23 protein-coding genes and 1 pseudogene are annotated in these 26986 nt (G+C 46.8%); 5 read left to right on the top strand and 19 right to left on the bottom strand.

The annotated features are described in order from the left end of the window. Positions 1 to 8: 8 nt before the first annotated feature. The gene (locus LWH95_RS08540; RefSeq protein ID WP_232919339.1) at positions 9 to 1565 is read left to right on the top strand and encodes an MFS transporter; all 1557 of its coding nucleotides are present in this window, start codon (positions 9 to 11) and stop codon (positions 1563 to 1565) included. Here the strand turns inward: LWH95_RS08540 and bstA are convergent. Beyond that, a complete protein-coding gene (bstA, locus tag LWH95_RS08535) occupies positions 1562 to 2098 on the bottom strand; it encodes a bacillithiol transferase BstA (protein WP_084994319.1) in 537 nt (178 codons plus the stop codon). The two genes, LWH95_RS08540 and bstA, sit on opposite strands and share 4 nt — an antisense overlap. A 123-nt stretch (positions 2099 to 2221) precedes the next feature. On the opposite strand from bstA, the gene LWH95_RS08530 reads away from it, so the two are divergent. Both LWH95_RS08530 and LWH95_RS08525 read left to right on the top strand, forming a co-directional pair. Next, positions 2222 to 3475, top strand: coding sequence for an MFS transporter (locus tag LWH95_RS08530; protein ID WP_119913579.1), 1254 nt, complete (start codon positions 2222 to 2224; stop codon positions 3473 to 3475). Next, complete coding sequence (locus LWH95_RS08525) at positions 3441 to 4058, top strand: TetR family transcriptional regulator (RefSeq protein WP_003239741.1); 618 nt, start codon at positions 3441 to 3443, stop codon at positions 4056 to 4058. Before LWH95_RS08530 ends, LWH95_RS08525 begins: the two co-directional genes overlap by 35 nt. A 37-nt stretch (positions 4059 to 4095) precedes the next feature. Here LWH95_RS08525 and LWH95_RS08520 read toward each other — a convergent pair whose 3' ends face one another. Both LWH95_RS08520 and estB read right to left on the bottom strand, forming a co-directional pair. After that, a complete protein-coding gene (locus LWH95_RS08520) occupies positions 4096 to 5184 on the bottom strand; it encodes an acyltransferase family protein (protein ID WP_003239744.1) in 1089 nt (362 codons plus the stop codon). 217 nt (positions 5185 to 5401) lie between these two features. Next, positions 5402 to 6034, bottom strand: a complete 633-nt coding sequence (gene estB / locus LWH95_RS08515) for an esterase EstB (RefSeq protein ID WP_232919338.1) — start codon at positions 6032 to 6034, stop codon at positions 5402 to 5404. Between the two features lie 284 nt (positions 6035 to 6318). Here estB and padR point away from each other — a divergent pair, with 284 nt between their 5' ends. Together padR and LWH95_RS08505 are read left to right on the top strand one after the other, a co-directional pair. Further along, positions 6319 to 6867, top strand: a complete 549-nt coding sequence (gene padR / locus LWH95_RS08510; protein ID WP_232919337.1) for a transcriptional regulator PadR — start codon at positions 6319 to 6321, stop codon at positions 6865 to 6867. Between the two features lie 51 nt (positions 6868 to 6918). After that, positions 6919 to 7518, top strand: coding sequence for a GNAT family N-acetyltransferase (locus LWH95_RS08505; protein WP_232919336.1), 600 nt, complete (start codon positions 6919 to 6921; stop codon positions 7516 to 7518). A gap of 36 nt (positions 7519 to 7554) precedes the next feature. Here LWH95_RS08505 and LWH95_RS08500 read toward each other — a convergent pair whose 3' ends face one another. The 16 genes and pseudogenes from LWH95_RS08500 to glvA all read right to left on the bottom strand — a co-directional run bounded on the left by LWH95_RS08500 (position 7555) and on the right by glvA (position 26657). Continuing rightward, complete coding sequence (locus LWH95_RS08500) at positions 7555 to 8712, bottom strand: ABC transporter permease (protein WP_232919335.1); 1158 nt, start codon at positions 8710 to 8712, stop codon at positions 7555 to 7557. Positions 8713 to 8726: 14 nt separating this feature from the next. Next, complete coding sequence (locus LWH95_RS08495) at positions 8727 to 9917, bottom strand: ABC transporter permease (RefSeq protein WP_232919334.1); 1191 nt, start codon at positions 9915 to 9917, stop codon at positions 8727 to 8729. Positions 9918 to 9929: 12 nt separating this feature from the next. Beyond that, the gene (gene lnrL / locus LWH95_RS08490; RefSeq protein WP_232919333.1) at positions 9930 to 10865 is read right to left on the bottom strand and encodes a linearmycin resistance ATP-binding protein LnrL; all 936 of its coding nucleotides are present in this window, start codon (positions 10863 to 10865) and stop codon (positions 9930 to 9932) included. A gap of 143 nt (positions 10866 to 11008) precedes the next feature. After that, entirely contained in the window at positions 11009 to 11671 is a 663-nt protein-coding gene (gene lnrK / locus LWH95_RS08485; RefSeq protein WP_003239759.1) for a two-component system response regulator LnrK, read from the bottom strand. Further along, the gene (locus LWH95_RS08480; protein ID WP_133489049.1) at positions 11668 to 12870 is read right to left on the bottom strand and encodes a sensor histidine kinase; all 1203 of its coding nucleotides are present in this window, start codon (positions 12868 to 12870) and stop codon (positions 11668 to 11670) included. The genes lnrK and LWH95_RS08480 overlap by 4 nt, the downstream gene beginning before the upstream one ends. 123 nt (positions 12871 to 12993) lie before the next feature. Beyond that, positions 12994 to 14175, bottom strand: a complete 1182-nt coding sequence (locus tag LWH95_RS08475; protein WP_232919355.1) for a Gfo/Idh/MocA family protein — start codon at positions 14173 to 14175, stop codon at positions 12994 to 12996. A 9-nt stretch (positions 14176 to 14184) separates the two neighbouring features. Further along, positions 14185 to 15126 (bottom strand): sugar phosphate isomerase/epimerase family protein, encoded by a 942-nt coding sequence (locus tag LWH95_RS08470; RefSeq protein ID WP_232919332.1) that lies wholly within the window; start codon positions 15124 to 15126, stop codon positions 14185 to 14187. Positions 15127 to 15153: 27 nt separating this feature from the next. Further along, positions 15154 to 16601 (bottom strand): annotated as a pseudogene (locus tag LWH95_RS08465) (sugar porter family MFS transporter). A gap of 173 nt (positions 16602 to 16774) precedes the next feature. Further along, positions 16775 to 17719, bottom strand: coding sequence for an AraC family transcriptional regulator (locus LWH95_RS08460; RefSeq protein ID WP_232919331.1), 945 nt, complete (start codon positions 17717 to 17719; stop codon positions 16775 to 16777). Between the two features lie 93 nt (positions 17720 to 17812). Next, positions 17813 to 18670 carry a catechol 2,3-dioxygenase gene (gene catE, locus LWH95_RS08455; RefSeq protein ID WP_232919330.1) on the bottom strand — a complete coding sequence of 286 codons (858 nt, stop codon included), beginning with the start codon at positions 18668 to 18670 and terminating at the stop codon, positions 17813 to 17815. Positions 18671 to 18687: 17 nt separating this feature from the next. Then, entirely contained in the window at positions 18688 to 19092 is a 405-nt protein-coding gene (catD, locus tag LWH95_RS08450; protein WP_003239773.1) for a DoxX family oxidoreductase CatD, read from the bottom strand. A 153-nt stretch (positions 19093 to 19245) separates the two neighbouring features. Next, a complete protein-coding gene (locus LWH95_RS08445; RefSeq protein WP_232919329.1) occupies positions 19246 to 21060 on the bottom strand; it encodes an ABC transporter ATP-binding protein in 1815 nt (604 codons plus the stop codon). Further along, positions 21054 to 22775 (bottom strand): ABC transporter ATP-binding protein, encoded by a 1722-nt coding sequence (locus tag LWH95_RS08440; protein WP_232919328.1) that lies wholly within the window; start codon positions 22773 to 22775, stop codon positions 21054 to 21056. The genes LWH95_RS08445 and LWH95_RS08440 overlap by 7 nt, the downstream gene beginning before the upstream one ends. 105 nt (positions 22776 to 22880) lie before the next feature. Next, positions 22881 to 24464, bottom strand: a complete 1584-nt coding sequence (gene malP / locus LWH95_RS08435; protein ID WP_232919327.1) for a PTS maltose transporter subunit IIBC — start codon at positions 24462 to 24464, stop codon at positions 22881 to 22883. 14 nt (positions 24465 to 24478) lie between these two features. Next, positions 24479 to 25243, bottom strand: a complete 765-nt coding sequence (glvR, locus tag LWH95_RS08430; protein WP_133489033.1) for a MurR/RpiR family transcriptional regulator GlvR — start codon at positions 25241 to 25243, stop codon at positions 24479 to 24481. Positions 25244 to 25307: 64 nt separating this feature from the next. Further along, complete coding sequence (glvA, locus tag LWH95_RS08425) at positions 25308 to 26657, bottom strand: 6-phospho-alpha-glucosidase (RefSeq protein ID WP_232919326.1); 1350 nt, start codon at positions 26655 to 26657, stop codon at positions 25308 to 25310. Between the last annotated feature and the right edge of the window lie 329 nt (positions 26658 to 26986).

Here is a 26986-nt window from a genome sequence, read left to right as displayed (position 1 = left end):
TGATGAATATGTCTGAAGCATTGACAGAGCAGAAAAGCCAAAAGTGGGCGATCAGCCTGTTTACGATTGGTGTGTTTATGGCTGCACTGGATAACGGAATTATTTCGGCTGCTTTAACAACGATAAACGAGTCATTTGCCGTTTCTCCTTCCTGGGGATCATGGGGCATTACCCTCTATACGCTCGGTCTTAGCGTCAGTGTGCCGATCGTCGGAAAGCTTTCAGACCGCTATGGCAGAAAGAAACTCTTTCTCATTGAGGTTTGCCTGTTCGGACTTGGTTCTTTGCTTGTTGCTTTGAGCCAAAGCTTCCCGCTCTTTCTGATCTCTCGGCTGATTCAGGCGCTTGGGGGCGGCGGGATTTTCATTATCGGCAGCTCGCACATTCTCGCTACCCTTCCAAAGGAAAAGCAGGGGAAGGCGCTTGGGCTGCTTGGCGCGATGAACGGGATGGCTGCTGTGCTCGGGCCGAATATTGGAAGCTTTCTGCTTGATTGGACCGGGTCTTGGCATTGGCTGTTTTTGATTAATTTGCCGATTGCAGTGCTATTAGTTGTTTTCGGTGCATGTTTTATTGCGGAAACAAAAGCGCCTGAGGCTAAACGCCTCGATACGGCCGGAATTTTCCTTCTGTCTCTGTCGATTTTAGCTGTGATGTACGGCATGACGAATCTTGACGGGGCAAATCTTTTAAACAGCTTAGGAGATCCAGAAGTGTATGGATGTATTGTTTTTGGCATTCTCTGTTTTGCAGCGCTTATCTCGTTTGAAAAGAGGGTTGAAATGCGCGGGGGCGATCCGATTTTGGCGTATTCTCTGCTGAGAAACCACATGTTTCAGCGCACGCTTATCATCGGTTTGTTATCCGGCGGACTCTTGGCGGCGGTCATTTTTATCCCGTCATATGTTGAGCAGTATTTGGGCGTTCCTGCTGCAAAAGCAGGCTATTGGATGACACCGCTTGCGTTAGCTTCCGGAATCGGCGCTTGGCTTGGCGGAGCGCTCACCGACAAAAAAGGGCCGGTGAAAACCGTTATTCTTTCGGGCATCATTTCATGTGCGGGATTTGCTTTATTTCCGCTCTGGGTGACGGAAAAATGGGAGTTTGTAATCGCTAGTGTAGCGGCTGGCATCGGTTTTGGCTTCCTGTTAGGCGCTCCGCTGAACGTCCTTGTATCAGAGGCGGCTAAAACGAATAAGGGCACGGCGCTCGGCACGCTTTCATTGGTAAGGCAAATCGGACTGACATTGGCGCCTACTCTTTATGCAGGTTTTATCACAGCCGGGTTTGACCAAATAGATGATGAAATCAGCAGCCGCTTATCGGACAGCGGACATTCAGGAACGGTGATGCAGATGATTCCGGAGATCGACAGTTCTGATGTTTCTTCTTTACAAGAACAAATCGAACGGATTCCCGTCCCTGAAGTCAAAACCGCGATAAGCGACGCCATTCATGCGAGTGTCGCCAGCGGCTATGATCATTTATATGCCGCCGCTGCTGTGATTTCACTGCTGGTGATTGCTGCTATCAGTCTTCCGGCTTTCCACCGGCAAAAGCGTTAAGACCACCCCATCCGTTTTGAAAGCTCCGTAATATGAGCGATATGATGATGTGAGTGCCAGACATACAGCCCGAGCGCGTTTTCTAGGGTCATGATCTCCTTTGTATCGGGATGGTAAAAGCCGCGCTGAAATTGCTGATCCGTCAGGGTGCGGAGAAGAGCCGTCCATCTCCCGTGAAGCTCCTGCAAAAGTGCGAGTGAACCGCTTGGATCTGCTGTTTTCGAGTCCTTTAGCTCCGACCACGCTTTTTCATCATATGGACGGATGGCCGGTGTCTCTTCCGTCAAGCTCAATTTAAACCGAATATAGCTGTTCATATGACTGTCAGCCAGATGATGAATAACTTGCCGAACGGTCCATCCCCCGTCTCGGTACGGTGTGTCAAGCTGGCTTTCCGTCATGCCTTCAACGGCTTTCTTCAGTTTGGCCGGCACTTTTTCAAGCGCTTGAATCCATTCATCTTTTTGCTCCTTCGATACCGATTCCCTCGGCTGGTATTCTCCTATTGGATAGCTTAGATTGGCTGTTGTCATGTATGTTCTCCCTTCTGTTCAATCTTCTCCTTTATTTTACAAGAAAAAGATTGTATATTGTGTCTTTTTCCCATACAATAAAAAACGACACTAGTGTCATTTTAATGATCAGGAGGATGAATCATGGAAAAACCGTTGTTTCGCAATCAAAAAGGACTGATAACACTGTTAGCCTCGCAAACCATTTCTTCACTTGGAGACTGGCTTCACATTTTGGCCGTGCTAACATTAGCCGCTTTTCAGCTTCATGCTTCACCATTAGATATGTCGCTTTTAATGATGTCGTTTGCTTTGCCTGTCATTGTACTCGGACCTGTATCGGGTCTGCTTGCCGACCGTTTTGACAGAAAAACGATCATGTTTCTGTCTGAAATCGGCCGTGCCCTCACCGTTATCAGCTGCGTTTATGTCAGTGAGCTTTGGCAGCTTTACGTATTGCTATGCCTTCAGAGCTGTTTTTCTTCACTTTTTTCACCTGCTAAAAACGGAAAGCTTAAGGAATTGGCTCCGGAAGCACACCTTCAGCAGGCCGTTTCCGTCAGCAGCATCATTGATAACAGCGCAAAAATCTTCGGCCCTGCCCTTGGCGGCATGCTGATCGCTGCTGTCTCTATACATTCTGTTTTCTATATCAACGCCGGCGCCTTTCTTCTTTCCGCTGTCATTTTGTTTTTCCTCCCCAAAGATGCTTTTTTACAAAAAGCCAATACACCTCAAGAAAAAACATCAGCACTTGCTTCTATCAAGGAAGGCCTTCAGTATTTGAAACGGATGCCGCTTCTTTTAACAGGCTTACTCACAGCTTGCGTCGTTCTCTTTGTTTTGCAGATTGGTGATTCCCAGGCTATCATTCTTATCCGTTCTTTTTCAGGCGCTCCGCCTGAGCTTGCAGGCTGGTGCATGGCCGTCAGCGGAGCCGGCATGCTCCTTACGGCGGCAATTGCCGGCAGACGGCGAATCACCTCTTATTTTCTTTATTTCTCAGCTGGGACCTTTCTGCTTGGACTAGCAACTGGAGGCGTGCCATTTCTGAGCGGAATGGGAATTGCCGGCATTGCTCTTTTTATTTTCGCTTTTTTCATCATGGGAGCGGCTTTCGGTCTGGTCCATATTCCATTTCAAATTCTCGTGCAAACAACAGTGCCTGTCGATTACAGCGGCAGGGTGTTTGGCGCCATTCAGAGCGCGACAACCCTCGCCTCCATCCTCGGCATGGCAGGCGGGGGCGTGCTGGCGGAATGGATCGGTGTATCACTTGCTTTTCTTGTCTGTGGCTGCTTGCTGATCATGGTCGGGTTGATTACACTTGTAGGTAAGAAAGTTGCAGAAAGCAGGCGATATCTTGTCACCGAAAGTAACAAAGGAGCACAAGGATAAACGGCAGGCAGAGATTTTAGAGGCCGCCAAAACGGTTTTTAAACGAAAAGGATTCGAATTAACGACAATGAAGGACGTTGTGGAAGAGTCAGGTTTCAGCCGAGGGGGTGTCTATCTTTATTTTTCAAGCACCGAGGAGATGTTTCGGCGAATCATTGAAGCAGGGCTTGATGAAGGGCTCCGAAAGCTTGATGACTCAGCTGAACACCGAAGTGTTTGGGCCGCCATCTCCAGCTATTTGGATGAACTGGCTGAGGGCCTGCGTGATGCAGCGGACACACTGGCGCCGGTGCAGTTTGAATATTTAGTGACGGCTTGGCGCAATGAAGAACGACGGAAGTATTTGGAAAAGCGGTATGATCTTTTTGTGGCAAGGTTTTCAAAGCTATTGCAAAAAGGAATCGATCAGGGGGAATTTCAGCCTCTGCAGCCTCTCTCGACGATCGCGAAATTTTTCCTCAATATGAATGACGGCATCATCCAGAACGCGCTATATTTCGATGAAGAAAAGGCTGATGTATCTGGACTTGCTGAATCTGCAAAACTGTATTTAAAAACGGTACTTCAAGTAGATGAGAAATAAAGAAATGCGGCAGGAACCTCTCTCCTGCCGCTTGTTTTCACCCTGCGTGATCACGCACTTCTAATGTGGCTTTCTTCTGTTTTGGCTGATAAATCTTCCCCACAAATAAATAACCGTATTTGAATTTATTCAGTGCCCATGAGGTCAGAATCGGGCCGGCTGTGCACACGGCAAACAACAGGAGAACAGCCGGTACGGCGGGAATCCCGGGCATATTTAAAAGCAAAACGTAGCCTATGATCATAAAATAAGCATGAAGCAGATAAATCGAAAAGGAATAGTTGCTGATAAACATAATGATTTTCGGCACATGCTTCATTTTAGAAAACAAGTGAAAGCACAGGAAAATCATGCTTGTCGAATACAGCATGATATCAGGCCGTTTCGAGCTGATCATGCCGATTTCACCGACATAAGAAACAGTGACAACCAGCGCAGCAGAAGCTAGCGCGGCGCCGTATATCACTATGCGGTATTGGTTCAGCAAGGCTAAAAAGCGCTTATACTCCTTTCCGCAATAGTAGGCAAGACAAAAGTAGAAAAGCCAGCCTGCGAACGGAACCCAGAAGAACGGAAACCCACCGCCCTCTTCTGAAGCGGGAGCCGGGCTGACTGCTGAAAAATAGCTTAAATAGGCGGCTGTCACCACAAATGAGATGGACAGCACCCATTTCGGCGATGCTTTTTTCAAATACTCATGAAACATCATATGCAGAATGTAAAATTGAAAGATGACGAGAATAAAGTATCCGATAAAGTTTCCTAACAATACGTTCGCCAAATACTTTTGCACGATCGCGAGAAAGGTGATCTCTCCCCCCATCGCACTGGTCATCAGCAGTGCATCGATGGCCGCGATAAATAAAAAAGGAACGAAAATCACTTTTCCCCTCTTCTTTAAAAAACCGTTTGGCACCCCGTCAGGATAAGAACGGGCCAGCAAAAATTCAGAGATGAAAATGAAGGCAGGCGTGCTGAACATCAGGAGTGTGCGGAAAGAATCTACGGTGTGAGAAATATCTGCGAGAGCTTCTGCCTGAAGCATCAGGACCATTGAAATGATATGGAGCAAGACGACACTTAAGCACGAAATGCAGCGGATCATAAAAATTTCTTTAATTTGCATAACAGCGCTCCTTTTATTTCAAATTTTTAGAAATCGATGGTTGTACCTTAACATGTCTGCTTTATTTGAAAAAGTGCCTGATGTCATACATTGGGGTATGTATTATAGACTAAGGCAATAAAAACCCCTGACTTTTTGATGTATCTACCTCAGACGAGCCTAAGAGGATCTCAAAAAACCTGCTGTAACAAAGACGGCAGGTTTTTTTATGGAGATATTAATTTGTATTGAGGCCTTCGCCATTCAGCCCTTCTTTTATATAGCCATTCACTAAACTATTAGAAAGCAAGCCAATATGGCCGATGCCATAAAGCTGAATATTTCTTGCTCCTTGTAACCGAGACAAGCTATTGATTACAATTTCATCATTTAGACTGTAGATAGATGTATAGAGGATTTTCTGATTTGGATCTGTGCCCGGCAGTGCTGTTGACGAAACTAAACCATTAGCCCCTCCAAGCGTTACAACATTTTGAATCTTATTGCCCCCGCCTAAATATTTAATATAGTACAGCGTGTTTGCGCCTCCCATACTATGAGCCACAATATCTACTTTTTTGGCTCCCGTTTCTTTTAGAACGCGGTCAACATATGAAGCGAGCTGCGGACCGTTATTTAGATTGTTCCCTGTTTTATCATAAAAATCAATTGCATACAGTTTGTTGCTTTGCCAGCCTTGAGAAATTAAGTAGTTTTTAATAGCGAAAAAGTTGTATGAGGCACCACTTATTCCATGAACAAGAACAACAGGATTATGTACTGATTCAGCTTTTGCGCTTGACGGCGGAGCGGCTAGAACAGATAGAATCAGCGATAAACAGATAGCGAATGTAATCAATACTTTTTTCACATTCATTCCCCCTTAAAATATTTATACCACCAATTTCCTATTATACATAAAACATCAATATAGTTAATATTTTTTCAGAAAATTAAATATATCATTTTTTATGATCGATGGAAATGAATCCGATATCTTCTCAAATCATTACACACCTTATATCTTCATTTCACGAGTAGACCGGGTTGTGTTCCCTTCCTCCCTTTTCTATAATAAGGGGAATAGGCAGTTAGGATCACAGATGAGCACTTGCTCATCTTTTGTGCGAAACAGCCATAGACACGGAGGATAGCATGAGAGTATTAAAATACGCCATATTAGGGCTTTTGCGAAAAGGCGAATTGAGCGGATATGATATTACGAGTTATTTTAAAGAGGAGCTTGGCCAATTTTGGAGCGCCAAGCACAGTCAGATTTATCCTGAGCTCAAAAAGCTGACAGATGAAGGATTTATCACGTTCCGGACAACAATTCAAGGCACAAAGCTGGAGAAAAAAATGTACACCCTGACAGACAGCGGAAAGCAGGAGCTGCACGACTGGCTGATCCGCCACCAGCCGATACCAGAGACGGTGAAGGATGAATTTATGCTGAAGGCTTATTTCATTTCTTGTCTATCACGGCAGGAGGCTTCCGACTTGTTCACAGACCAGCTGCTGAAACGCAAGGCCAAGCTGTCTGATCTGCAGGGAAGCTATGAAAAGCTTATGGCTTCAGCAGAGCCGATGTCGTTTTCTTCACCGGTCTTCGGCCACTATCTCGTGCTGACGAAAGCGCTGGAGCGGGAGAAAAATTATGTTTCTTGGCTGGAGTCAATTTTGGCCATGATAGATAAGGATTGACCGGGAGCGGCCTTCTGGCTGCTCCGATACTTAATGCGGGGGGACGGACAATTGAAGGTGACATTGCGTGAATTAACAGGGGAACTGATCCGAGTGGTGCCGATGGATAAAAGCCATATTCAAGGTTTATATGAAGCTGCAAATGATGAAAACATCTGGGCGCATTTACCGAAAACCATCAGAACGCTGCATGATATGGAGGCTTTTGTTGAGGAAGCGCTGCAAGCGAAAGATTCGGGTGCAGAATGTCCATTCGTGATTATTCAACGCGAGACTGGCAAAATCGTCGGCACGACACGATTTCTGTATATGTCATCTGCTGCAAGAAGCCTCGAGATCGGCTGGACGTGGTTTCACCCTTCAGTGTGGGGCACCTCGGTCAACACTGAATGCAAATATTTGCTGTTACAGTATTGCTTTGAACAGCTGAACACGATTCGGGTGCAGTTCAAAACAGATGAGCGGAATATCAGATCGCAAAAGGCCATTGAACGGCTGGGAGCAGTTAAAGAAGGCTTATTGCGAAACCAAATGATCAGAAAAGACGGAACATTCCGCAACTCGGTATTTTACAGCATCATCGACAGTGAGTGGCCGTCCGTGAAACAGCATTTGGAACAGAGACTGCAGCTTACAGAAAAAACAAAATGATTGCGAAAAACATCTGCCCCGGGGGCAGATGTTTTTTTAGGCGCGGAGCGCTTTCAGCCCCACTATAAAGGTAATTGCTGCAAAAGCAAGCAAGATACCGCAGATCCCGAAAATATCTGTGACGTGCGCACCGTTAGCGATAATCTCAGTCAACCCGCTCATCGCCCACTTTTGCGGAAGAAATTCAGCGATAGACTGCATAAATGTCGGTTCAATGTCTATCGGCCAATACATTCCGCTTACCATACATGTTGCGATGACGAATAAGTTGCCGTACGCAAGCTGCTGTTCCGGCGTTCTGACATTGGCCGCAATCACCAATCCGATGCCGACAATTGTCAGCAGAAAAAGCGACACTAACACAATAACCGCAGCCGGATTCCCCCAGTTGATGCCAAACAGCCAATGGGATGCGAGAAGCAAGATGCCAAATTGAATCCAGCCTATGACAAAGAAGGACAGCACATACCCAGCACTGATTTCCGCTCGGCTGACAGAGGCTGTAAGCAACCTGGACCAGACGCCATTTTTTCTTGCTTCAAGAATGGTTCCCGCAGCCCCCATCATGGTCATCATGACAAACAGGATGGAAAAGCCTGCTGCTCTGGAAGCTATGTCACTTGCGTCTGCACCCTCTTTTTGATTGCTGAGTGTCTTTCGTTTTACGGCTGGCGCTGCATCTTCGTGATCTTTGGCGATAACCGTTTTATAAGCCGCCTTCCAGTTCTCTCCCGCTGCCTGAGCTGCCGTTTTCGCCGCGGCAACTTGAATATTGAGCTTTGCCAATGTGCTTTCCGCGTACTGTTTGGCCATCGGCGCTTCCGACAGCTCCGGGCCGTGGCGGAAGATCAGCTCAGGATGTTTTCCTTTTTCCAGCTGTGCCTGAAATGAGCGGGATATGATAATGATCCCGGCAATTTTCTTTTGTTTCAGCTTTTCTGACGCTTTGCTTTCAGACATGTTTTCGAATGTATACATATCATCGTGTGACTTCAGCTGCCGAATGTAATGCTGTGAGAGAATCGTGTCGTCCTGATCAACGATCGCAAGCCGCAGCTTGTCGTCATTGCCGCCGAGCATACTTCCAAATACAAAGGTCAGCAAAAGCGGGGCAGCAAACATCATCAAATAGTTCTGCCGCTTCTTGAAAATGAGAGAAAGCTCAATGCCGCAAATGGCTATGATTTTTTTCACCTTGGTGTACCTCCTTATCTTGTATAAAGCCGTCTGATACCAAGCACGAGCGAACAAAGGCCGATCGCCGCAAAAAGAAGCACAGGCTTTTGAAGGCCAGCCCAGCCTCCCCCTTCCATTAAAGAAAGAAAGCCGTCAAGCGCCCATCGATTCGGTACCGCTTTGGATACAGACTGTAAGAAGTCAGGAAATTGGTACAACGGCAGCATGGACCCGCCGAGAACCGCAAGCAATTGAATGCCGAAGCCGCCTATCGCATCGGCCGATTTCATATCGCTGATGCACGACGCAAGCAGCATGGAAATGCCGGATACAGCTGCAGCGTATGAAAGCCCGAGTACACTCACAAACAGCAGATTATCGCCCCAGTCCACACCGAATACATTGATCGTGACGATCAGAAAAATAAAAAATTGTATGATGGCAAACAGATAGGTTCCAAGCCATTTTCCGAAGAGAATGGCGTATTTTTGCACAGGCGTCATCAGCATTCTGGTAAGCGTCTCCGTATCCTTTTCCTGTAAGAATGATTTCGCCCCGACTGTCATATGAAACAGCATAAACATGCAAAGCATTGCCGCCGAATAGTATTGAAAACTGGTAACGGCCTTGCTGCCGACTGATTTTTCCGCAATAGTCAATTTGTCACCCGTTTCTTTTTCAAGCGTCTTTACCAGCTTTTCTGCAATCTGTGAAGGATCAAGTTTTCCTTGCTTTACAGCTGACGTTTTGCTGACGAAGTCCATTGAGGCTGACGCGGCTTCCCGAACCGCTTTATATTGCTCTATAAAAGAGCCGGCGGCTGTTTCGATGATGGAACTTTTTAATGTTTGATCAGGGTCAGCATAGACAAAAGCTGACGTTTTGCCGGCTTCCCAATGACTCGGGATAACGATACCGACATCGATTTTCTTTTCATCAAGCAGTTTCTTCATCTCTTCTTCACTGCTGGCTTGTGTGACCTTTATCGACTTCATTTTTTTGAGCACATCTGTTTTGAACATGTTCGCTGCATCTGACTGGCCTGATTGGACATAGCCGACTTTGATGTCGTCAATCTGGCTGCCTCCGTCAACAACCGATCCGAGCGCCGCCCCTAAAATACAGGTCAGGATCAGCGGCATTAAGATAAGCATCATAAACCCTTTTCTGTCCGTGATTCTGATTTTGACATCTTTCCATGCGATCCATATGCTTTTTTTCATAGCCGTCCCTCCTTAATCCCGCAAAGTGCGGCCGGTCAGATTCAGAAACAGGCGCTCCAGATTCGGTTCCTGCACCTGAAGAGACAGCAGGTTTATATGATGGGCGGTTGCTTCCGCAAGCAGACTTGTGACGACTTTCTCATGATGAGCCGCAGCAATGTCAATTTTGAGCTCTGACTCATGTACTGTTACATCATTCACATGAGCCAGAGAACGGATCGCAAATAGAAACGCTTCGTCGATCCCGCTAACCGTGAGCTGAATGATGGTATCGCCTCCAAGGCGGCTGCACAAATCGGTTTTTGTGCCGATCGCAATCATTTCTCCCTGATCAATAATTCCGATCCGGTCGCATAAATACTCAACCTCTTCCATGTAATGACTCGTGTAGATCACCGTCATGCCCGTTTCATTGAGCTGTTTCACTGTTTCTAAAATATGATTTCTCGATTGAGGGTCGATTCCGACAGTCGGTTCATCCATGATCAGCAGCTCAGGCTTGTGCATTAAGGCGGCACCGATGTTGATTCTCCGTTTCATCCCGCCGGAGAACGTTTCAATTTTATCTTTGGCCCGCTCAGTCAGGCCGACATATTCAAGGACCTCTGTCGATCTTTTTTTGGCCCCGCCATGCGTAAGTCCGTACATTTTCCCCCAAAACATAAGATTCTCGTGGGCCGTCAGCGTCGGATATAAAGCAATTTCCTGCGGGACAACGCCGATTTTTTGTTTCGCTTTGGCCGTTTCTTTACCGATGACATAGCCGCCCACTGTGATGTTCCCGCTGTCATACGGCACGAGGCCGGAAATCATCGAGATGGTTGTGGACTTCCCCGCACCGTTAGGCCCGAGCAGCCCGAACGACTCCCCCTTTTGGAGGGAAAAAGAAATGCCTTTCACGATTGTTTTTTTCCCATAGGCCTTTTTGATGTTTTCTGCTTGCAGCACGTCGTTTCACTCCTTTTTTAATCCCATTGCCATTGTAGAAAAAAGAAGGGCGTGCGGCATGTAGCGCCGGATAGAACATAAGGCATGAAAAAAAGGCCTGTAAAAGGCCTTTTCAGAGAAATGTATATGCTGAACGTCATATGTCAAAAGACAGATACACCATATCTGACTGAATAGATGGCGGCTTGGGTTCTGTCTCTGACAGACAGCTTGCTGATAATGTTCGAAACGTGATTTTTCACTGTGCCTTCTGTAATGTACAGCTTCTCGGCAATTTCTTTGTTATTCAGCCCGTACCCCAGCTCAGCGAGAACTTCCATTTCACGATCGGTCAGGTCGTGCAGCTCCTTAGGTTTTTCTTTCTCGTTTATTCCTTTCAGCTGTCTTTCACGCTTCCATTCATTCAGCATTTGGGCAGTCAGTTCCGGAGGAAGCACCATACCCCCAGATTGAACAGTCATCACCGCTTTTACAATCGTATCGGCTGACATGTCCTTTAGCAGGTACCCGCTCGCTCCTTCTTCAAGCGCTTCAGCAATCAGCTCTGAATCCTTGAAGGTCGTCAGCATCAAAACCTTTACGCCGGGCAGCGAGCTTGTAATCAATTTTGTCCCTTCAACTCCGTTGGAAACCGGCATTCGGATGTCCATTAACACAATATCGGGCTCAAGTTCTTTCGCCTTTTCGAAGGCTTCCTGCCCGTTTCGCGCTGTTGCGATCACATCAAGCTCTTCTCTGAGCTGAAGCAGCGATGCCAGCCCTTCTCTGACGATATCCTGATCGTCGGTAATGATGATCTTAATCATGATAAACTCTCCTTTTGCTGCGCGGGCCCGAAGCTCCATTTTTTATTAGCCAGTGAAAATTTGGCGATCACAGTAAATCCTTGATCCCGTTCGCTCTCAAAGCGGATCATTCCGCCATGCTCCGCTGCCCGCTTTTTCATGTTCAAGAGACCAAAGCCGAGTGCCGCGTCGGGATTTCCTTTTCCGTCATCCTTAATGACAAGTCTGATGCTGTCCGTTGTGCAGGCAAGCTGTATCGAACAGGCTGTGGCGCCGCCGTGCCGTTTAGCATTGGTCAGTGCTTCCTGCACCGTTCTGACCAGAGTCGGATGAAGAGACAGCGGGATCATCGCCGGATCACCGCTGACCGCAAAATCGGTTGTGATTCCCGCATTTTTGTAAAAGTCTTCTGTCAGCTGTTTCAACGTTTCGATTAACGAAGGTTCGTTTTCCGTTTGCAGGGTGCGCACTGATAAGCGGACATCATCAAGCGCTTCACGGGCAAGCGTTTCACATACCCCGACTGTCTCCTCCGCTTTTTGGCTGTCTCTTTTTTGCCATTCACGCAAAAGCTGCAGCTGTACGAGGAGCGCCGTCATTTTGTGCCCGACTGTATCATGGATGTCCCTTGCCATTCTGTTCCGCTCATGAATGGCAGTCAGCTCTTCAACCTGCTTCGCATATAAATGCAGCTCCTGGTGCGCAGCAGACAGCGCCAAGTGTGACTCCGTCAGTTCCTGAAACTGCTGTTTTGCCGTTTCCTGCGTATCCAACAGCTTGCGGATTAATTTACCGACGACTCCGCAAAAGACAACGAATGTCATGCTGATACAATGATCCATCACATATTCATCGCCGAACATACGATATGTACGAATGAGCACAATCAGCCACATGATAAAACAAAAACAAAGGACAGACCATACTGTTTTCCGGTCAAACCCTTTCAAAAAAAAGGTAACAGCAACCGGGCTGAGCAATGTGATATATAAACCTGTACCCGGAAATATGAAACCGAATGAAAAGCCAACTGCAATATCAATCAGACAAAAAATAACGGCATATTTCTCTACTCTTAATAAGAGATGATTTGCTAAGAACACACCCGCACCGCCAGCGATGAACAAATACTCAAACCAACGGTCATCTTTTACAAGAAAAAAGTAAACCGAACAACTTACCATTAAGGTGAAAATCCTAGTAAATATAAGAGCCTTCACGCTCATCACTCCCGTTACCCAATTCCTTTCTTATCATACCTGCCTCAGGTCATTTTTGACAGGAGTTTCTGGAAAATAAAAACCGCATATGAACTTAATGTCATATGCGGCGCTTTCGTTTATTTATTTGAATTCAACCCATACTGATCCTTGGTCTGCTGAACGCACGCAATTCTCAATCCAGCGGATGCCCTCGATTCCTGCATCAATGTCAGGATACACCAAGTTGTTCAAGGTTTCTTCATCTTCGCGGTTTTTCGCATCAATCGCAACGGCAAACTTAAGATAAATATTGGCCCACGCGTCTGACAGCCCTTCGCTGTGTAAGGCGCCCAGACGTTCAACAGCACTGCACGCACCGTCTAAATACGGCATGCCGCGAACGAGTGTCTGAATCGGCTCTCCCTGCACTTCATACGTCAGTTCGTTTGGCTTGCTGTCCCACCATTCGATGCTTGCTTTTGAGCCGACAATCCGGATTCTATTGCCATCCATACATCCGGCATTGATTGATGATGTCCACATCGTTCCGACCGCTCCGTTTTCATAATGCATGAGCACATGTGCGTTGTCCTCCAGCGGCGCTCGGCTGCCTACGAAGCTCTGGCGGTCACACAGCAGTTCTTTGATTTTCATCTGCGGCATAATGAGCTGCGACATATAATACGTGTGGGTAGATAAATCGCCCAGCACAAAGCTTGGCCCGGCGATCGCAGGGTCGACACGCCATTTCTGTGCAGCGCTTATGTTTTCGCCTTCATCTGCTGCACAAAAACCGTGTGTGTACTGCAAGTCAACCACACGAATATCGCCGATCTTGCCCTGCTCAATCATCGCACGCATTTGAAGGAGCATTTGATTGCCGGAAAAACCGTATGTCACGCCGACAATTTTCCCTTTTTTCTCTGCGAGCGCTTTGATTTCATAGCCCTCTTCTGAAGTGAAGAACAGCGGTTTTTCACAAATGACATGCAGATCTGCTTCAAGCGCTGCCTTACATATCTCATAATGAGTGCCGTTCGGCGTGGCAATCGATACAACCTCTATGCCATCCTCTTTTTTCGCTTCCTCCGCAAACATTGTTTGATAGTCGGGATAACAGCGTTCCGCATCCACTCCGAGGTTCACCCCGAAGTCTTTTCCTCTTTCGGCATTGATATCAAAGGCGCCTGCGGTTAATTGAAAGGCAGTATTGTCTCTCAGCGCTCCAATACGATGTTTATATCCAACCTGGCTGAGCCGCCCGCCGCCTACCATTGCCCAGCGCAGCGGTTTTGAAATGATTCTTTCTCCATTTAGCATCAGAAAAACCTCCTATTGGCTGATGGTTTGTTTTAAAGCTTCTATCGATGTGCGGATGCCCGCTTCCGGTGACATCGTTAAGTCCTCCATTTCTAAGGAAACCTCACCGTCATACCCCATCATTTTTACGACTGAAAAAAATTCCTTCCACCACTGTAAATCCTGTCCGCAGCCGACAGCTACATAATTCCATGCCCGGTTTGCAGGATCTGTCACTTCTTTTGTTTCTAACAGCCCGTTAACCGCAGCTAAATGTCTTTCAATTCTGACATCTTTTCCGTGAACATGGTGAATGGCTTCTCCGAGCTCCCTTGCCGCGATGATCGGGTCTGCGCCCATCCATAATAAATGGCTCGGGTCAAGATTCAAACCGACCATCGGGCCGACTGCATTTCTGAGCCGAAAGAGAGTCTCAGGATTATAGACTAATTGAGAGCTGAAATTTTCAAGCGCGATTTTTTCAACACCGCAGGTTTCCGCTTTTTGGACAAGCTCCTTCCAATAAGGAATCGCAACCTCTTCCCATTGATAGTTGAGGATATCTTTTAAAACGGGAGGCCAGCTCACTGTGTATATGATCCAGTTCGGCACTTTGTCGTCCGGGCCGCCGGCTGGCAGGCCGCTCATCATGATCACTTTTTTGACACCTAATAATCCAGCCAGCTCCAGCGTTTTGTCCGTTACTTCTCTGTGCAATTTGCCCAGTTCGCCTGGATCCAAAGGATTCCCCGAGCAGTTTAAAGCGCAAAGTGTCATATTCCGCTTTTCCAGCGCTGCTGAAAACTCTTCTCTTTTGTGGCTGCTTTGCAGCAGTTCATCAAGATTCAAGTGAGGCGCAGGCGACCAGCCTCCGGTTGTCATTTCAAGCGTATCAATGCCAAGCTCCGCGGCAAAATCGAGCATTTCTTCAAAAGGCAAATGTCCTAAGCTGTCTGTTACATAAGATAGTTTCATTGATAGATTCCTCCTGGTATCTGCAGATTACGATAAGTGAGTTGTTTGATTTTGGATTTCCTGATCAGCGCGGCGGCCATACTGGCGAAAGGAATGCTCAAGCTGTTCAAGTGACCGCCCTTTTGTCTCAGGCACATATTTTTTCACAAATAGAATCGCTAGGATATTCATAGCGACAAAGATAAAAAATGTCGCCGACATCCCAATATGATTGAGCAAAATGGGAAAGGTGAATCCAATGAGAAAGTTAGCTGTCCACAAGAAGAAGGTGCTGATCCCCATGCCAAGCCCCCGCACATGCATAGGAAAGATTTCCGAGAGCATCAGCCACGTCACCGTAGAAATGGCAGCCTGCTGAAACGCAAGAAACAAAACGGTCAAACTCAGCACAACATACGGCAGGGCGGGTGTTCCTTCAAGGACAATGGATAAAATCCCGATCAGCAGAAGGGCTGTCATCGTGCCAATCTGTCCGATGATCAGCATGGGCCGGCGGCGGACTTTGCCGAGAAGCCATATCCCCAAAATGACCGCGATAACTGAAATAACACCGTTTGCAATATTGCCGATTAATGCAGCTTCTGTTGAAAACCGGCTTCTCTCAGAATTTCTGTCCCATAGTACATAATCGAATTGACACCGGTAATTTGCTGTACGATGGCGATTCCGATCCCAATGAATAGAATGCGTCTGATCCACGGCTCTTGAAAACCATGAAAGCCGGCCTTTTTTGCTGTGCCCTCAATCGCATGTTTGATTTCTTTTATTTCCTGCTGTGCCCGGCTGTCTTCACGGATTTGCCGAAGCACCCGCAGAGCGTCACCCATTCTGCCTTTAGCCGCCAGCCAACGCGGGCTTTCAGGCACGATGAGCATTCCAAACCATAACACAACTGCCGGAAGTGTCGCGATGACCAGCATATACCGCCATACATTTGCGCTCTCCCCCATTGTGCTGCCGATAATGGCGTTAAAGGTGTATGCCAGCAGCTGGCCAATTACGATCATCAGTTCATTTTGTGTCACGATTCGTCCCCTGCGTTCTGCCGGCGAAATTTCCGCTAAAAAGGTTGGAACCGTTACAGAAGCGCAGCCAACCGCTAGTCCGAGCAGAAAACGAAAGGCAATCATCACGGACGCGTTTGGTGAAAAGGTACAGCCAAGTGTGGCTGCGATGAAGAGTAAGGCTAAATAAAGGATCGTTTTTCGGCGGCCGTGCCGATCGGACAGACGTCCTCCAAACATCGCCCCGAAGGCTGCCCCGAGAAGCAGGGAACTCGCAACCAGTCCTTCTGTAACAGGTGTAAGATTGAGTTGACCTGCAGTTGCCATAAAAGGAAGTGCCCCATTAATGACACCCGTATCATAACCGAACAACAGGCCGCCGAATGTAGATACCAATGTAATCGTTCGTAAAAGCTCTTTATGAGCTAAGCTTTCTTTTTCTTTTACAGCCTCTTTCTTTTTTGTACTCACGGCTTTCTTCCCCTTCTTTCAAGAATGGCAGAGCACCCGACACCAAGCATAAGCCAATGCATCCCTCCTTCAGAACATTCATTGTTGTAACCGCTTTCTAAAGAGATTATAAGACAACGAGATTTCTCGCGCCTTTATCATATGAAGACATTGTTTTGTCATTTCAGGACATCTTATTCGTGCGGCTTGGCCTGTTCGATTTTTTGAAAAGGTTTATTGATTTGAAATGCGGTCATTTTTGAATCTTTATAAAGGGAGCGGAAAAGCCCGGGTGAGCTGCCGATTTTGGCGGAAAATATTCGAGTGAAATAATGTACTGAGAAACCGATTTCTTCCGCTACTTCTTTAATCGATAGACTCGTTGATTTCAGCAGCTCGGCAGCTTTGTTTATTTTTTCATTTTGGACAAATTCTGAGTAGCTGACGCCCAGTTCTGCTGCAAATAAACGTGATAAGTGCCTCCCTGAGATATGAAAGTGGCTGGCAACATCCGTCAGCTTTAACGGCTGTGACAGATTGTCTTTTATGTGCAGTTTCACCTCTGTCAGCAAAGCAGAAGATGTGTGAATGGGCTGCTTTTGTTTCGGGCGTTGGGCGGACGGGAGAAAGGTTTGGATTAATGACAGGATCAATGCATGCGACAAATGAGATAGGATCTCTTTGTCAAAAGCATTGACAGGCTGCGCTGCTTGCAGCATTAACGTTTTCCAAAGCAGGCCCGGCGGTTCGCCATCTTTCAATTGCATTGTGATAAAGGGGCTTTGTTTCACTTCTTCCATCACTTTGATCCATTCGGCGCTTGACTGATCCTCGCTCAGCTCGAAAGCGACGTAAAAAAGGAACAGCCCTGTTTCACTTTTGATTTGGTGCAAATGCTCCGGCTTTGACAAAAAAATCGTCTGTTCACGAAGCGGATATGTACGATCGCCTTCAAGGTAATATCCTTCACCTCTTACGACGTAACAAATTTCATAAAAGGAATGCTTATGAAGCAGTGTGTTATAGTGGTTCGTCATCGCTCCCCAATAGTGGACGTAAAATGAAACATCCTTTTGCTCTAAGCGATGCACATATTGATTTAATGCTATTTTGCCTGTCACAAGGTGATTGAGTTCCATGTAAACGCCTCCTAACAAGTTGGTTCTCCCATCATAACAAGGCGGACAAAAATAAAAAATCCCCCTGCCGTTTTTTCGGCAAAGGGATTACAGTCAAATCACAAATCTAATATGGGCGCCGGAAACAGGATCTTTCACACGGAAGCTGTTTTCCGTTTCTTCGATCGAATATCCGGCACGTTTGACTCGGTCTGCCACTCGATCCAGTTCCTCTTGATGAGGCAGGACAACCGTGTAATAGTCTAGTCCGCTGGCATTTGTCGGTTTAGGCGGCGCGTTTCTTCCCGCCCAAATATTTAAGCCGATATGATGATGGTAGCCTCCGGCTGAAACGAAGAGAGCGGACATGCCCGCATAGTCTCCGACAATATCAAAGCCCAGCACATCCGTATAAAACGCTTTTGCTTCTTTCAAATCACTGACATGCAGATGAATGTGTCCGATGATGGTATCGTTCGGAAGCGCTGCTTTCCGCTCATCTCCGGCTTCTTCCATAAGATCCTCAATGTCCACAGCGGTTGTCGTCATGACGTAGTTTCCTTCACGATCACGCTGCCACGTGCTGCGGGGGCGGTCAGCGTACATTTCAATTCCGTTTCCATCAGGATCAGACAGGTAGAGTGCTTCACTGACAGCATGATCCCCATGTCCGATGGCAATGCCGTGTTCAATCAGGCGGGCGAGCGCGATACCAAGTTCCTTCCTGTTCGGAAGAAGAATTGCAAAGTGATAGAGGCCCGTCACAGACCGTTCAGGCAAGACGACGGCGCTCTGATTTTCTTCGAGAACAAGCAGGACGCGTTTTCCGTCAGCCGATAGTTCGGCTTGGCGATCCGTCTTTTTTAAGACTTGAAAACCGATGACGTTACAGTAGAACTGAAGGGAGCGCTCCAGACTGCGGATTGTGAGTTTGACATAGCCAATGTTTGTATCCTCATGAATGCTGGTCATGCTGTATGCCTCTTTTCTTATGCTGATACGTTTTCGCTCTTTTTTGCTTTAAACACAAGTGGGTCTAGCGCAAGGAAACGGCTTCCGGAAAGAGCCAGGTGGATTGATGTCAAAAGCAGAAGGTAATCAAATTCTGCATTACCCATGAATGGCGCTTTCAGCTTGACTGTAATGATGGCTCCGATCAGCGTGAGGGCAAACAGAACACCGACAATACGTGTAGCCAATCCGAAGAAGACAAGCACTCCGCCAACGAGTTCAATCGCTGCAATGACATACGCCATAAAGCTTGGAAGGCCTATGCTGCCGAAAAATTGGATGGTGCCTTCCATTCCCTGAAACTTAGATAAACCGTGAACAAAAAAGATAATACCTGTAATAACTCTTAAAAGTAATGTGCCAATTTCAAATGATTTATTCATTTTATCCTCCTTGATAAATGTTATCACTTACTTAATGTAAGCTAGTATATATACATAACTTGTTTACGTCAAGTAATTTTGTTACATTTTACGAAAATGAAATAAAAGTACTATAAAACTGTAACAAAAAAGACCTTTGTGCGGGACAAAGGTCTATTTCTCAAATTGGCTTTTATATAAGTCACTGTAAAATCCTTTTTGCCGGATCAGTTCTTCATGGCTGCCTTTTTCAATCATTTCGCCGTCTTTTAGCACCACAATCTGGTCCGCTCTTTGAATGGTGTTCAGCCTGTGGGCGATGATGACGCTTGTTCTTCCCTCCATTAAACGGGCGAGCGCTTCTTGAATGTTGACTTCTGTTACGGTATCAATGTTGCTTGTCGCTTCATCCAAGATGAGAAGAACTGGATCGGCAAGCACCGCCCGCGCTATGGAAATCAATTGTTTCTGTCCTTGGCTGATGCCCGATCCGTTTTGCGTGAGCACTGTGTCATACCCTTTTGGCAGCCTTTCAATAAAGCTGTGGGCGTTCGCTGTTTTTGCCGCGGCTTCGACTTCCTGATCAGATGCATCGAGCCTGCCGTAGCGAATATTTTCTCTGATCGTTCCTTGAAACAAAAACGAATCCTGCAGGACAAACCCCATGTTTTTCCGCAGGCTTGCTCTAGTAAGGGTTTTAATATCTGTACCGTCGATTAAAATCCTTCCCTCATCAGGCTCGTAAAAACGGGCGAGCAGGTTGGTGACAGTTGTTTTCCCCGCTCCCGTCGGTCCGACAAACGCGATGGACCGTCCTGCAGGCACTGTAAACTGTAAATGCTTCAGTGTCTGCTGCCCTTCATCATAACCGAAGGACACATCCCGGAATTCAATACTGCCCGTTTGGATCGGCTGATGCACGGCGTTCTTTTCATCCTCGCGCTCTTCTTTTTCATCAAGCACGTCAAACACCCGTTCAGCGCCGGCAATAGCGGACAGCATCGTATTAAACTGATTGGCCAGATCGTTTAAAGGGCGTGTGAATTGCCTTGAATACTCGGCAAAGACGACGATCGAGCCGATCGAGATCCAGCCTTTCAGCGCGAACAAACCGCCGATTGCGGCAATCATTGTAAAGCTTAAGTTATTCAAAGAGTTCATGACTTTCGGGATAAACCCGGAAATCGTCTGTGCCCAGAAGCCCGAGGTCTTGAGCGCAGCGTTTTTTTCGAGAAATTCGGCATTGATCTGCTTCTCACGCGAATACACTTTGATGACCTTTGCGCCGGAAACAGATTCCTCAATATATCCATTCAGCTCACCAAGGTTTTTCTGCTGTTCTTTAAACAGCTTTCCCGTCCGGTTGGTGATCCATTTCAGGGTTACTGCCATCACCGGAATGATGGTCAGGGTAATCATTGTAAGGAGCGGGCTCATGTACACCATCACTGCAACCGTTCCGACAAAGGTGATGACGCTTGATAGAATTTGAATAACCGACGTGTTTAAAGTAGAGCTGACATTTTCGATGTCATTTGTCACCCGGCTCATCAGCTCACCGTGCCGCTGTTTATCAAAAAACGGAATCGGCAGCTCATGCAGATGGGTGAACAACTCGCTTCTCATTCTGAAAACAGTGCCTTGCGAAATCGTAATCATCCAATAGTTTTGAAACCAGAGTGACAGGGACTGAATAATATAAATGACGAGCAGAAGAAGCAAAACGGGGATCAGTCCACTTACCGTTCGCCCGACGATGAAATGGTCGATGGCCTTTCCGATTACAAAGGGGCCAAGGAGCCCGAATATCGCGCTGATGACAACCATCAGCATGACAAGGATAAGCAGTCCTTTTCGTTCAGCCAAGTAAGACCAGATTCGTTTCAGTGTGCCTTTTGTATCCTTTGCTTTCGCCCGCTTTTTTGCGCCTTCTTTTTTGTCGATTGGCAGTTTGGGATATTGGAAAGGCTTGCGGATGTCTTTTAGCATGACTCGCTCCCCTCCCTTCCGAATTGCGACTCGTAAATGCGTTTGTATAACTGAGATTCAGAAAGCAGCTCACTGTGCGTGCCTTTTTCAATCAGTTCGCCATCCTCAAGCAGCAAAATCTTATCAGCTCTCATCGCCGTGGTCATTTTTTGCGTAATGATCAAGGTTGTGCACTCATATGCGCTGATTGCCTCAAGCAGCTTCGCCTCCGTCTGCAGGTCTAGCGCGCTTGTGCTGTCATCTAAAAGAAGGATGGCCGGCTTTCGGATCAGCGCCCGCGCAATGGAAATCCGCTGCTTCTGGCCGCCGGACAGGTTGACGCCTCTTTGCCCCAAAACAGTGTCATACCCATTCGGGAACTTCATAATCGTTTCATGAATTTGCGCATGTTTGGCCGCTACAATTATTTCATCAAGTGAAGCATTTTCTTTGCCCCAAGCGATATTTTCCTTGATTGTGCCGGAAAACAGAAGCACTTCCTGCGGTACATATCCAATTTGCTTGCGAAGCCCCTCTGCCGGAAAATCGTGAATTGGCTTTTCATCTATGTAGATGCTGCCTGAATCCGGCCGATAAAGCCGCGGAATGAGCTGAAAGAGCGTGGACTTGCCCGATCCCGTCGCACCGAGAATCGCGATCGTTTCCTTCGGCTTTGCGGAAAATGAGACATTCCGCAGCGCTTCTCTGTCCATTTCAGAATAACGGAAGGATACATGCTGAAACTCAATCCGTCCTGACAAACGATCTGGTATGATGCCTTCTTCCCGCTCATCGCCTTCCGTTTCAAGCACCTCGCCTATTCTATCCCCTGAAGCCTTCGCCCGGGTGAAAATCATAATCAAAAACGGAAACATCGAAAGCGCGCCCGTAATTCGTGTTGCGTAGTTAATAATCGCGACAACATCACCGACTTGAGTGCTTCCGTTCGTGATACTGTGTGCACCTGCCCACAAAATCAAAAGGATGCAGAGGTTCATCAGCAGCATCAGCACAGGCATCGTGAATTCCACAAGCTGAAAGGCTGAAACTGTTTTTTCCATCAGCCTCGTGTTGGCTTTGATAAATCTTTTGACCTCGTGGCTGCCGCGAAGCAGCGCTTTGATCAGCTTAATCGCTGTTAAGTTTTCCTGCATGACGGTATTCACCTGATCCAGCCGTTTCTGCACTGAACGGAACAGCGTCCCGCCTTTCTTTAATACCCATAGCAAAAACAAGATCAGGATCGGAATGGTCACAAGCAGAAAAAAGCCGAGCTTCACGTTAACGGTGAGTGACAGCACAATACCGCCTACAATCATTAACGGAGCCCGCAGCATAAACCGCAAACTCATAAAAATCATGTTTTGAACCTGTGTGACATCGTTTGTCAGCCTTGTGATATAAGAAGAGGACGAGAACTGTCCAAAAGTAGAATAGGAGAAGGACTGGATTTTTTGAAAAAGCCCTTTTCTCGTATCGTAGGAAAAGCTTTGGCTGACATGGGCGGCATAAAAGGAATTCAGCATTCCCGCTGCAAATGATAACACGGTCAGTCCGATCATGACCGCCCCCCATGTCCACACATGCCGGAGATCTTGCTTTAAAATCCCATCGTCGATGATTTTTGCGATCAGTAAAGGCTGCATCAGTTCAACCGCAAGCTCCGTCAACATGAGAATCAGCGCAATTCCCACCAGCAATGAGTATGGTTTTAAAAACGATAAAGCCTTTTGCATGTAAAAGCCTCCAAACCCCTTTTTACTCGATTGTCTCTTTCTTTACTTTACTATGACGGTCTTTTTGACGGCAAACGAAAACCCTCCCGAAAAGGAGGGCTGGCATTATTGATTCAATATTTTTTCCACACGCTCCCGCATCTGCGGAACGTTCAATCCGATAATCACCTGAAACGCCTTCCCGTTTCTGACGACGCCGTGTGAGCCAAGCGCTCGGAACACGCTGTCGGGCTCAACCTTTGTTTCATCCTTGACGCTGACTCTGAGGCGGGTGGCGCAGTTTGTCACTTCAGTGATGTTGTCTTTTCCGCCCAGCGCTTCAATATACAGAAAAGCGGTGTCATCTGCCGCTTCAACTGCAGAGGCCGTTTCATCCTTGTTTTTTCTTTCTCTGTATTCTTTTTTTGAATACAGCTTTGTTTCCTGCTGATCATCCTTTTCCCGTCCCGGTGTGGCGATATTGAATTTGAGAATTAAAAATCGGAAGACGAAAAAATAAATAGCTGTAAAAGAAAGCCCGATCAAAATTTGATACACATACGTCATTCCGTGGCTGCCAAAGAGCGGAATCCAGTTCAAGGTCACCGCTTCGATCAGCCCGCCACCCATGTTTCCGACGACACCGGCCATATACATGGCTGTCGACATCGTTGCAGCCAGTACGGCGTGAACCGCAAATAAGAAAGGAGAAATGAATAAGAAAGTGAACTCAATCGGCTCTGTAATACCGGCGACAATCGCCGTCAGCGTGACAGGAATCAGCAGCCCTGCGACAAGTTTTTTCTTTTCCTTTTTGGCTGTGACATAAAACGCCAGGGCGATGCCCGGAATACCGAAGATTTTCGAGTTACCGTGGAGCGCGAATCCGCCTTGCGGGAAGAGCTCCTTCAGCGGTTTTGCGCTTTGCGAATATTCGCCGAGATGCTGTGCCCAATACGTGACGATTCCACCTTCCGCTACAGCAGGCCCGTAAATAAACGGCGTGTAAATAAAGTGATGTAGACCGGTCGGAATCAAAATCCGTTCCAAAAACGTGTAAATCCAAACGCCCACCGCCCCGGAAGCAACCAGGAAGCTTTGAAGCGATCCGATTCCCGCTTGAACCATCGGCCAAATATAAGACACGGCCAAGGCGATCGGGATCATAATGAAGAAGGAAATCATCACGATATACGTTGAGCCTTGAAAGATGCCGAGAAAATCGGGCAGTTTTTTATCAAAATAACGATTATGCAAAAAGACGACAATCGAAGAAATAAAGATGGCTCCGATAATGTTGGTATCGAGCGTTTTGATGCCTGCGATCATCGTTAACCCGCTCGTTCCGCCGACCTCTTGGTTCATGTCGACGCCAAATGCCCCTCCCCATACCGTCAAGATCGAGCTGACAAAGTAATTGAACGTCAAGTAAACCGTAAGCGCTTCCAAACAAGCGCGCGCCTGAGCTTTCTTCGCCAAAGCAACCGGGATGCCGATGGCGAATAAGAGCGGCATTTGATTAAATACTGTCCAGCCGCCCTGCTCAATGATATACCAGCACTGATACCAAAACCCATCAGGATCGGCAAGCGGGCCCATGATGGTTTTATTTTTAAAAAGCGTACTGACACCGACGATAATGCCAGCGAACGCGAATAATAGAACAGGTACAAACATCGCGCTTCCAAAGCGCTGGATTTTTTGCATCATACCAGAACCCCCTGCTACTCAATGTCATTTTTTTCTGCCTCTTTGTAATCAACATATGCGCGGAACAATGCTTCGCCAACGAGAAAGAACGGTGCAAAAGCGACAATTTCCGTTTTATCGCTTAATGTCACAGGTTTGCTTGTCGCATAAAGATTATGCGGAGTCAGCTGGGCGAGTACATTGTTTTTTAAATTCGTAATGGAAATAAAGGGAATACCCTTTGCAGAAAGCATTCTTGCCTGAGGAATCAGCTCCGGTGTTTCTCCGGAAAGAGAAATGATGATAAACAGATCGTTTACTTTAAAATCATTGCGCATCAGATTAAATTCATTTCTGTCTTCAATCAAAATGAGATACCGATGGCGCGGAATAAACATTCTTTGCAGATCACGGGCGCATATCTTTTGCGCATTTCCTGATCCGTACACGAAAATGCGGTCGGCTTCATCAATCAGCTGGCACATATTTGTCATGTCCTTTGTCCTTAAGAACTTCAGATTTGATTCAATATCATCAAGCAGCTTTTGAAAACTCATACTCTCGCCTTCTTCCGGCTGATCTTCCCACTTTAAAAAAACGCGAAATTCACTGTAGCCGCTGAAACCGAGCTTTTGGGCAAGCCGCAAAATCGAGGAACGCGATACACTGCAAGCTTTGGCCAACGCATCGATTCCAAGGGTGTAGCACGTGTGCTTGTGATTCAATATATATTTTAAAATATGAAAATCGTTGTCATTTAATTTGCTGTAGTGCTGATTAATCAGTTCTTCGAGCTGCATATCAGATCCCCCCATTTTCTTTCTATTATATACAATAACAGATTCGAAAATGGTGGGATTTCAGTTACGAAATACGGGTTGGGCTTTGATCAAGCTCAGGCCAGAAGTCTTTGTTGGCCTCAATTAAATCCTCGAGAATAAGCCTTGCCACACGCGCGTTTGGCACAGTTTTTGACAGGATCAGCGCCTGCCACAGCTTTTGGAACGATTTCTCCGCCCACGCTTCAACAGTCAGTTTCTCAACGGATACCTGCTGCTCCATCAGTCCTTTTTGGAATTGCGGAATGGTGCCGACGGTGATCGGTTCAGGCCCATTTGAGCCGACAATACACGGCACCTCGACCATCGCAGTCGGGTCAAAGTTCGCAATCGCTCCGTTATTTTCAACGATCAAGAGCATTCTTTCACCTGTGTTGAAGGCAATCGCCCGGGCTAGATCAACAATATATGATGCGTGATCATCGATTTTGATTTCGCTGTTTTCCGAGGACTGCTCGCGTGTGATCATGTCACATTGGCTGAAAATAAAGGCTTCGCGCCCTTCCATTACTTCGTTTGCCCGCGTATGATTCGGATTTGATTTTTTTACCATATCATCCGGGAACAAGTAATATTGCAAATACGTATTCGGCAGTGTGTCAGGATCTGCGGCCTGCACGTCACGCGCTTTTGCGAACGTGTCATTCCAGCTCGCCTCGACAGCTTCAGCCTCCGTCTTCGGAATGTACCCGTATTGAGATACATGCTCCTTCAGCTTCGGCATTAAATCATTGCCCTCTTGATCCTGAATCGATGTCCACCAGCCGAAGTGATTTAATCCGTAATAGCGAACCTTCATTTCTTTTCTTGAGGACAGACCGAGAATTTGCGCCATCCGGTCTTCGATTCCAACCGGCATATCGCAGATGTTTAGAATTTTCGAATTCGGTCTGAGGCGTCTTGTTGCTTCGGCTACAATTGCCGCCGGGTTGGAGTAATTGAGCATCCACGCATCAGGCGAATATGTTTCCATGTAATCTAATATTTCAAGCACGCCGCCGATCGAACGCATGCCGTATGCGATGCCGCCCGGCCCGCATGTCTCCTGGCCGACAACTCCGTACTTCAGCGGAATTTGCTCATCCAGCGCACGCATCGCGTATTTCCCTACCCTGATGTGCGCCATGACAAAGTCGACATCTGTAAAAGCTTCTTCCGGGTCAGTCGTCGCTGTAAATTCAATTTCCGGCGCTTTTTCTCTGATAAAAACGTCACAGGCGCCTGCTATGCGATCCTGTCTCTCCTTATCATTATCATACAGCTTCAGCTTTCTGATCGGAAACTCCTCCAAATGGTCCAAGAGCATCAGTACGATCCCTGGAGTGAAAGTGCTCCCTCCGCCCGCTATTACGATTGAGAATGATTTTTTCTTCATATGACGACCTCCTTGATAACGTTTACATTTCATTTATACCATGTGAAGGCCCGTCCCGTAACACGTTTGGCGCACTTAGATCATTTGATCAATTTTAGTGTTTTTTCCCACAAAGCGGGAAATTTCTCATTTACCTTACGTCTGGGAGATTTGATTTTTTTACCTTTTTTGTAATCTTAAAGTCTCACCTACTGTGAAATTTAAGTGAATATACGCCCTTCCATTTCTTATGAAAAGGTTCTTTTGTACGATTCGGATACATGCCGAATTATTTATAATCATTTATATAAAACATCCATTTGTGCGTGAATTTAGAAAAGGCAGGGGAC

Origin of the sequence: Bacillus sp. G16, assembly GCF_021282335.1 — a bacterium.
In the GTDB taxonomy this organism is placed as follows: Bacteria; Bacillota; Bacilli; order Bacillales; family Bacillaceae; genus Bacillus; species Bacillus inaquosorum.
Note: the sequence above shows the minus strand (reverse complement) of the source record. Positions and strands in the feature narration are given on the sequence as shown.